This window comes from uncultured Mailhella sp. (assembly GCF_944324615.1).
Lineage (GTDB): Bacteria > Desulfobacterota > Desulfovibrionia > Desulfovibrionales > Desulfovibrionaceae > Mailhella.
Window position 1 is genome coordinate 19,503 of sequence record NZ_CALUWY010000031.1, and the last position, 8,270, is coordinate 27,772.

The following is an 8,270-nucleotide window of genomic DNA, read 5'->3' on the forward strand; positions in this document are numbered from 1 at the left end:
CTAGCCCCCGAGACCGAACGCACCGAGCAGGCCCGCGCGCGACGGATCGAAGTTCAGGTTCAGGCCGGAAAGGTCGGCCTTCATCCCCGCGGCCGACACGCCGGAACCGGTATGCCCCGCCATGGCCGGCAGGGGAAGATTCGCCGCCGCATCCGCCGCCATACGGGAGGCCACATCCCCATGGCTGCCCTGAAGCATGGCCGCAGTGTCCGCGGCCTGCGTCGTCACGGGCGAGGCCAGATCCCGCCCCGCGCCCGGCATCACCGAAGCATTGAACACGCCCGCGCTTCCGCGCTCTGCCTCTCCGCTCAGAAGGCCGAGCAGCCCGCCGAGTTTCTCCGCATCCAGCCCCGGATCCCCGCGGGCAGAGGAAGCGCCCCCGCCCCGGGGTATGCCTCCGGCCGCGCCCTGCGATACCGCCACGCGCATGGCCGGGGAGGACGTGTTCGGAGCAACCTGCCGCACATACAGTCCTGCCATGAATGTTCTCCTTGTTCTGCAAACGTTATTGTCCGGAAAACGCCGTTGCTTCGGGGCGCAGAGGCCCGCAAAAAGGCTCTGCAAAGCGGCCTGCGGCCTCTGCCGGGCCGGGAAGGCCCGGAGCGCTCTTTTTGCGACGCAGGGCCGCCGTCACGGGAAAAGGCCCCGGGCCGGGCCCTGCACCGTGAGGGCTCGCCATGGCCCGGCCGTGTGGAAAAAGCCATCGCCGGCGTTTCCGCCATGCACGGAGCGCACAACAGCCGCCCGCGCCCCGCGAAGGGCGAAGGTTCCGGCCTCCTCTCCGGAGCCTTCCGAAGGCCCCGCAACGCGCCCCGGGCCGCCCGGGCTTCAGCTTCCGCCCGTCTCCCCCGCGCCCACGAGCGCCCAGCCGAAGGCGCATTCGCCCGGCGCGGAGGCAAAACGGAAGGTCATGCTCTCAAGCGTCATTTCCTCCAGCCACCACACGGCCCGCGCCGCCGCCTCGTCCAGCGGAACAAGCAGCGCAAGCCTCCCGGCCCGGCAGCGCCCGTCTTTAATGGTAAGGGAACTTTCTCCTGCGGCACATACCGCGCGGCCCGTATTGGCCGTATCCCCCCTGAGCGCCGCGTTCACCCCCACGGCAAGGGCCAGCATCTGCGCCGGGGTGGACGCCGGTACCTGCGGAACGAAATTCGCCATATCTCCTCCTTGAAAGGCTCTTCCTCCTCCATGGCACGGCGGCGCGGCGCGGCACAGCGGGCGGCCGCCGCAAAAAAGCCGCCGCATGCCGGAAGGCCCGGCATGGGGAAGGCTTCCGCCGCTCTTCCCTCCGGGGCAAGGCCCTGCCCTGCGCGGCACACCAGTCCCGGGCACAGAAAAAGGGCGACGCGCCCCCTGACGCATCGCCCTGACAAAGCCTGTTCCGCGGCGTTTTCAGGCCCCTCCCGCCGCGGGCGGTGGACCGCCTCTTCCGGCATAGGCCAGGAAGGCCGCCCGTCGCGCGCACGCTGCCCCGGCCCGCCTCTTCCGCCCGCACCTTCCGGGGAACCCCGTGCCGCCTGCGCATGTGAGCTCCTCGTGCCCGTGCATCGCACGCCCCGGAAGGCGCTCCCGCCGCGGCGTTGCCATAAAAAAACGCCTTTTCCACAAGGTGACGCGGGGTGCACCTTATGGAAGAGGCGTCTTTTTCGTATGAACGGCGTACCGTCCGGAGTTATTGCTGCGCAGGCGAAGCTTCGGCGTCCGACTCAGGGGCAGAAGGCAATTCTACATCATTTTCGGAATACTCGTTGAAATAACGGATGTACTTATCCCACTTCTGATCGGATATTTCCGTACTGGAACGGTCCAGCGTATACACCTTGTCATCAAAATCCACGATTTTCAACTTTCCGTTGGTTCTCAGCACTATTTTGACGATATTGGTATTATAGGTTTTGTTATTGGCTATTTTTACGGCTATCTTGTTTTTGCTGTATTCGTATTTGATGAATCCTTCCTGGAATTTTTCGTCGAAGCGCTTCTTCACGTCAAGGAACAGATGGAACGACTCACTGAGGTTGCCTTCCACCGTTTTTTCAAAGTCTTCCAGGGATTCATAACGGATTCTGGTATAGGTATTTTTCTCTTCCTGATCTTCGGAAGACTTCAGGCCGGTGACGGAAGCCATGCCCAGCCCGTTGCGGATGGCTTTTTCAATGATTTCCTCTTCCTGTTTCTGCAGGTCGTCCTCACTGTCGCCCTCTGCGGGGGCCTTCTGCGCCGTGCTCAGGATAACGCCGCGCAGGATGTTGAAAATACTGGAAATAGAGTTGCTTCTGGCCTTAAGATACGAACTGGACTGACAGGCGCGGAAAATGAATCTCTCCCAGTCCTCGTCGAATTCCTCATACTCCGTAAGGGAAGTCTTCTCTTCTTCCGTCAGCACTCTGTAGCCCCTCTTTCTGGCAAATTCCTCATCCCATCCTATGAACATCGGCTTGCTCAGAAGCAGGTTGTAAAATGCCGGATACGCAATCTGCAGACTGACGAGACAGAAGCAGACAAGCTTTTCATACAGGCCGAATTCCGTTTCGACCTCCTGAAGGAGGCTTTTCTTTTTCTCCTCCCGCAGTTCCTCCTGGATGATGTCGATGAGCGAGAGCGTGTTCAGCATGCGCTTGATGGCTCTGGGGTTGGCCCCCGTGGAATAGTTGGTGATGGCCGCTATGAGCTTGGAAACGGGCACCACGTTGCCGGAAACGCCGGGAATGAAGGATGCGTCGCCCAGCTTCAGTTTTTTCTGCAGCTCGTTGCTCTGGAAGAAGTCGATTTCCTTCAGGGAGTTGCCGATATATTTTTCCAGATCGTAGGACGAGATGGGGATGCTGAAGGGAACCTGGATGATTTTATCAAAGAAGGAGCGGAATTCACGGTCGTTTTCTTCCGTTCTCGCGCCGAATTTCGGCTTCAGGCCCTTGACCACAACATCATAATCGATGGCCAGCACAAAGATGCAGTGTTCCAGTTCAAAGATATTCTTGATAAGCTCAAGGAACTGCACCGCCACCACGGGATCGAGCCTGTCCAGATCATCGATGAAGAAAATGAAGCCCTTTTTTCCCTTGGCCACCTTGAGGCTCTGCTCCACGGCCTTGGAAAGCGCATCGTTCAGCACCTTGATGGTGGAACCTTTCTCCTCTTCCCGGAACAGCGTCTCGGCTGCGGTGGTGGCGCCGAGCTGCGCGGCGGCGGCCTGAGCACCTATTCTGGCCACATGGAAAAACATGGAGCGCACCATATGAAAGGCTTCGCTCATGTCGAGCGAATTGCCGAACGCCTTCGCCTCCCGCTCAATATCGGTGATGATGCCCTGCATCATGTTCATGAGAATATCCTTGGGGGTTCCCCAGATGGCGTATTCCCACGCGTGGGTCCAGATGCCGATGAATTCGCCGTTCTCCCCGCAGAGGCCCTCATGAATCTGATTCATGAAGGAAGTCTTGCCGCTGCCCCATTCCCCCTGAATGGCGACAGTCAGCGGCGTGTCGGCTCTCCTCAGAAATTTCTCCAACGCCTTGACGTGAACGGCAACGTTAAGAATGTCCTTTTCCTTCGCCTTGATCGGCACATCAATAATGCTGCTGAATTTTCCCATTTCTTCTCCTTTTCCACCGGCCTTCCCCTGTTGCGACGGCCTGAAAACATAGTATTTGTTGCGGAGTATGGCATCTTTCCTCTTTTTCCTCAAGGGGACATGCGTTTGAAGGCCTTTTTTCTTGTTGCCCACCGTTGCCGTCCACCTCAAAAAACGCTCCGGGGCATACCTTCCCTATACCGCCCGCCGCGCCCCGGACTGCCCCGGTCTGCCGCAAAAAAGCCGCCGCATGCCGGAAGGCCCGGCATGGGGAAGGCTTCCGCCGCTCTTCCCTCCGGGGCAAGGCCCTGCCCTGCGCGGCACACCAGTCCCGGGCACAGAAAAAGGGCGACGCGCCCCCTGACGCATCGCCCTGCCGAAGTCTTCCGCCCGTCTTCCGCGGCGTTTTCCCCTCCCGCCGCGGGCGGAGGATCACCGCGGCCAAGAAGGCCCCTTCCCCTGCCGCCTCTTCCGCCCGCACCTTCTCTCCCTGCCGCCTTCTTCCGCCCCGCTCCGGCCATAAAAAAACGCCCTGGGGACAAGGCGACCGTGTCCCAAAGGCGTTTTTTCCGCATGAACGGCGCGCCGTCCGGGGTTACTGCTGCGCCGGCGCGGCCAACGCCCGGCGGCCCGCCCCCCCCTGAGGCAGAACGCCGAAGGCCGTCCCGGAGGCGAAGAAGGCCCGGAGCGCTCCCCCTGCCCGCCTCAGCCCGGGGCACCTTTTCCGCACTCCGGCTCCCCCGCTCGCTCTTCCCCCCGCCGTGTTTCTCCCCGCTCCGGCCGCAAAAAAAGGCCGCAAAAAAAGCCGCGGGCCGCCCGGCGCACGGAAGGTGCGAAGAAAACCGTGCCTGCCGCTTCTCCCGGCATCCCCCTCCTTTCTTCTTCCCCGCGCTTTTGCCTCCCCCTCCTTCCCGGGGCATCCGCGCCTTCCCGGCATCCCCCGCGGCCTGCGCATTCGAGCCGCCCACCGCACGCCCTGCGCGCTCTTCCCCGCGCGCCCGCTCTGTGCGCCCGGGCCTGCCGCCCCCTGAGGCAGAAGGCGACCTGTTTCTCCCGCCCGCACCTTCCCTCCCCGCAGCCCGGAGGCCCCTCGCCCCCCGCGACCTGCGCACTTCCCCGCCTTCCCCACGGCCCCCCGCCTCCTTACGCCGCGTTCCCGGCGGCCTCACATCCCTCCTTCCTGCTCGATGAGCGCTTCCACGCCCACGGCATGGCTCCAGTTCTCCCCGGCGGGAATGCGCACCCGCGCGGCCAGGTACACGGTGGAAAGGTGCTGATAACACACCCCGTCGCGCTGCTGCCTTGCGTATGCGCCGAATCTGCGCGCATCCATCTCCCTCGTCCGGTACACGGGCAGGGCCTCGGCCGCGCCGCCGTCCACCAGCGGGCGCAGGCCGTGCACCATCATTCTGTCCCCGCCCTGTTCCGCCGTGTCGACGACGGCTTCCAGCGGCGGACCGGTGAAGTTGCCCAGCCTGTGCGCGGCATCGAAGCAGGAAATCACGCTCAGATCCCCGTTCTTGAACATGGCAAGGTCAAGGGAGGCGAAGGGCAGTTCCTCCAGAGAGCCGAATTCGTCCAGTTCCTCCAGCGCCATGCCGCCGCGCGTGTAGTCCTGAAACAGGGTTTCGCACTCCGTCACGCCGTAGGACCAGCGGTCGAGCATGTAATTGTACACAAGCAGCCTGTCGTGCACGCCGGGCGGCGCGTCCGGCGTGGCGAAGCTCCACAGGGCCACGCGGTTTCTGTTGTCGTGCACGCCGCGCACCTCGTTCAGCCTGTCCAGAGAGGCTTCGTTGAAGAACCATTCATCCACCCGCTCCACGCCTATGGCCTTCACGCTCACGCCGTCGGTCATGCGCCAGCCGTCTTCCGAAAGGAACACGCACGCGCCGGCGCACACCACCGGAGAATGCGGGGCCGCGCATCCGTGCTCCCTGTCCACGGTATCGAACTGGAACATGTAGGGCATGCCCACATAGGTGGCCCGCTGCACGGCCCGCTCCAGAAAGACAAGCCCGTCCACGCCGCCCACGCCCCCCGTCACGGCCTGCACCTGCCCGCCCACGGGAAACACCTGTATGTCGGACTGGATGTACTGCGCCTCGTTGCTGCCCGGCTCCGGCCACTGGTCCGGCCGGTCCAGCCCGGACCAGCGTATGGCGTTTCTCCTCTCCGAAAGCCGCCCCACCACCAGAAAGTCGCGTATCACGCCGAGAACCTCCCCTTCCGGCGCGCCCTCCACGGCGGCAAACGCCCCCGCCACCCCGGAAAGACTGCTCTTGAGCAGCGTGGAGCCGAAAAGCGCGTACACTGCGTCGCCGTATTCGGCAAAGGCGCGCACGTCTGAGGCCGTTTCCCCGGCATATTTCTGCGACCAGCTCTTTCCTTCCAGGCTGTACAGCCCCTCTGCCGTGGCCGCGAAGGTGATGTTCGTGCCGTACAGGTCGCGCCGCGCATACGCCGCCTTCACCGGCAAAGGCAGGGCGTCGAACTTCAGCGCCGCCACGGAGGCCATGGGCCGGCAGCCCCGCGCGGCGGGTATGACGTTCCGCGCCTCCGGGGCCTGCGTGCCGTTCAGAAGCGCGGCGTCCGGCTCCCACGGCCCGAAATCGAGCCTTGTCTTCGTCATGGCCATTGCACCACCTCCCTCCACGTCGCGTCGGGCGCGCAGGGCTGAGCCGTCCAGCACCAGCCCTTATATTCCGGCCCGATATGTTCCAGCGAAAGCGCCGCCGCCTCTGCAGGCCCCGTTTTCCGCACGCGGAAAAGCTCCGCCGCCTCCCCGCCTGCCGCATGAAGGCCGGAAACAGCACTCTGCCGCACGCGGAAAAGCGCGCTCTTCTGCCCGGAACACGTTCCCCCCTCCCCGCCGCCGGGCCTCATGCGCACGGGAGATATTCCGCCGCCGCTCCGCGCACCGGCCGCCTCCAGCGGAATGCCCACCGTGATACCGCCGAGTTCCGCCTGCGAGGAAAAGGCCCCGCCCATTCCGGCAAGGGAAAAACAGGCGCCCCCTTCCAGAGCGCCCGAAAGCGCCGCCGCACCGGAAAGAGACGCCGTGCGGATGCGTTCCGCGCCTCCGAAAGCCGACGAGGAAAAGGCCTCCTCCGCTCCCTCCAGCGCGTACACCCCGGCCCCTGCCCATACCCCGGCATCCAGCGACCAGGGCAGAGCATCCAGCCCGCCCCAGTCGTCCAGCGTGTCCAGCGTCTGGGGCGGAGCCTTTACCGTGGCAAACAACGCGCCCATGCCGCTAGTCCATGATCAGCGTGAGGTTGCCGGTATTGATGCGGTAAATGTCCCCGGCAAGCAGTTCCTTGGGCGTGGTAATCGCGCCGTACCACACGAGATTCCCGCCCTCTTCCGCGTCGAACAGCCCCCAGGATACCGCCGTGCCCCACGATTCCGTGGCCGTGGGAAACTCCACGGCCGCACTTGTCGCCATGCTCCCGGAAGACGGATTGCCGAAGGAAACCTGCTGCCTCGCATACGAGGCCCCCGACACCTCCGCGCCGCCGCCTTCCTCCCCAGGCGCAACGGTAAACAGCGCAAGGTAGTACGGCCCGGCATCCTTGAACAGGGTCAGCAGCTTGTCTTCTCCGTAATTCGTCAGACTCATGAAATCCTCCTTGCCGGGCGCATGGTGAGGTTGGCCGTGAACCGCGCCCGCTGTTCATTGGCCTCCGCCTTCTGACGCGCGGCGGAATAATACTGCGTCCACATGTCAAGGGGCGCGCTCCCCCGCGTGAAGGGCCCGCTCTCCACCAGCGCGCCGTAAAGGTACAGGTCGGGAAACATGAGAAGCACCGCATTGTCAGGCTGCTTCTCGCCAAGCGGCTCTATTTCCGCATAATAGGTGAGATGCAGCCTGCCCGGCCCGTCCGGCGCAGGCAGAAGAAACAGGTCGCGCCCGATGATGGTATATTCGCGCACCCTGCCCGCCTCCCGCCTCTGGGCATAGGTGTCCGGCGGAAGGTAGTGCAGGTTCTCCGTGCGCCCCCTCTGGTCCATGAAGGCAAGGTCGCGCATTTCCAGAAACACGTCCCAGTTGCCCGTCTGCCTGCGCCACGGCAGAGGCACCGCGCTCTGCATGGCCTGCACCTCTGCTTCCGCGCGCCGCTCCATGAGCCGGAGCCTGAGTTCCCGGTTCATGCGCTTCTCCGCAAGCGCGATGAAGGTCGGTATGCGTTCCGTCAGATCGTCGCGGCCGAGGTAGTCGGCCACGGCTTCGCAAAGCCCCGTGTAGCTGGCAAGATCGGCCATGTCAGTCCCCTCCCAGAAAACGGCTGAGCAGCCCGCTTATGACGATATCCCTCCTGGGGGTGGAAGAAAGTTCCCTGCCGACGCCGCGCGCAACCGAAGATGCCGCCATCTTCGCCACGCCCGCGCCGCCCACAATCTCAGGTACCGCCGAAGCCGCCCCCCTTTCCCAATACGCCATTCTCTTTTCCAGATCCGTTTCAGGAACAGGAAGCCCCATCGCGTCGGCAAGCTCTTTGCCGGGGTTGACAAGCCCCATATCGTATCCAAAGAGCCTGCCAACGGCATTGACGGGTTGATTCAAAAATGTGTCTGAGAAATCGCCCAGGCCTTCAATAACGTTGCGCGTGCCGAGTCCGAGGCCGCGCTTGAACCCGTCCCAGGTCGACGGTTCTTCAGGAGCAGAGCCTGTGCCTTCTGCTCCACCGGACTC

Annotated in this window: 8 protein-coding genes; all 8 read right to left on the minus strand. The window is 63.7% G+C overall.

Features of this window, described 5'->3' with window-relative positions:
• Nucleotides 1-480, minus strand: a complete 480-nt coding sequence (locus Q0K07_RS08025; RefSeq protein WP_294558329.1) for a hypothetical protein — start codon at nt 478-480, stop codon at nt 1-3.
• A 348-nt stretch (nt 481-828) separates the two neighbouring features.
• On the minus strand, nt 829-1,158 hold the full coding sequence (locus tag Q0K07_RS08030) for a hypothetical protein (RefSeq protein ID WP_294558330.1): 330 nt from the start codon (nt 1,156-1,158) through the stop codon (nt 829-831).
• Nucleotides 1,159-1,672: 514 nt separating this feature from the next.
• Nucleotides 1,673-3,595 (minus strand): P-loop NTPase fold protein, encoded by a 1,923-nt coding sequence (locus Q0K07_RS08035; protein ID WP_294558331.1) that lies wholly within the window; start codon nt 3,593-3,595, stop codon nt 1,673-1,675.
• 1,144 nt (nt 3,596-4,739) lie between these two features.
• Nucleotides 4,740-6,212 carry a hypothetical protein gene (locus Q0K07_RS08040; RefSeq protein ID WP_294558332.1) on the minus strand — a complete coding sequence of 491 codons (1,473 nt, stop codon included), beginning with the start codon at nt 6,210-6,212 and terminating at the stop codon, nt 4,740-4,742.
• Entirely contained in the window at nt 6,203-6,826 is a 624-nt protein-coding gene (locus Q0K07_RS08045; protein WP_294558333.1) for a hypothetical protein, read from the minus strand. The genes Q0K07_RS08040 and Q0K07_RS08045 overlap by 10 nt, the downstream gene beginning before the upstream one ends.
• A gap of 4 nt (nt 6,827-6,830) precedes the next feature.
• Nucleotides 6,831-7,196, minus strand: a complete 366-nt coding sequence (locus Q0K07_RS08050) for a hypothetical protein (RefSeq protein ID WP_294558334.1) — start codon at nt 7,194-7,196, stop codon at nt 6,831-6,833.
• A complete protein-coding gene (locus Q0K07_RS08055; RefSeq protein ID WP_294558335.1) occupies nt 7,193-7,840 on the minus strand; it encodes a hypothetical protein in 648 nt (215 codons plus the stop codon). Before Q0K07_RS08055 ends, Q0K07_RS08050 begins: the two co-directional genes overlap by 4 nt.
• Before the next feature lies 1 nt (nt 7,841).
• On the minus strand, nt 7,842-8,270 hold a 429-nt coding region (locus tag Q0K07_RS08060; RefSeq protein ID WP_294558336.1), incomplete at its 5' end, for a hypothetical protein.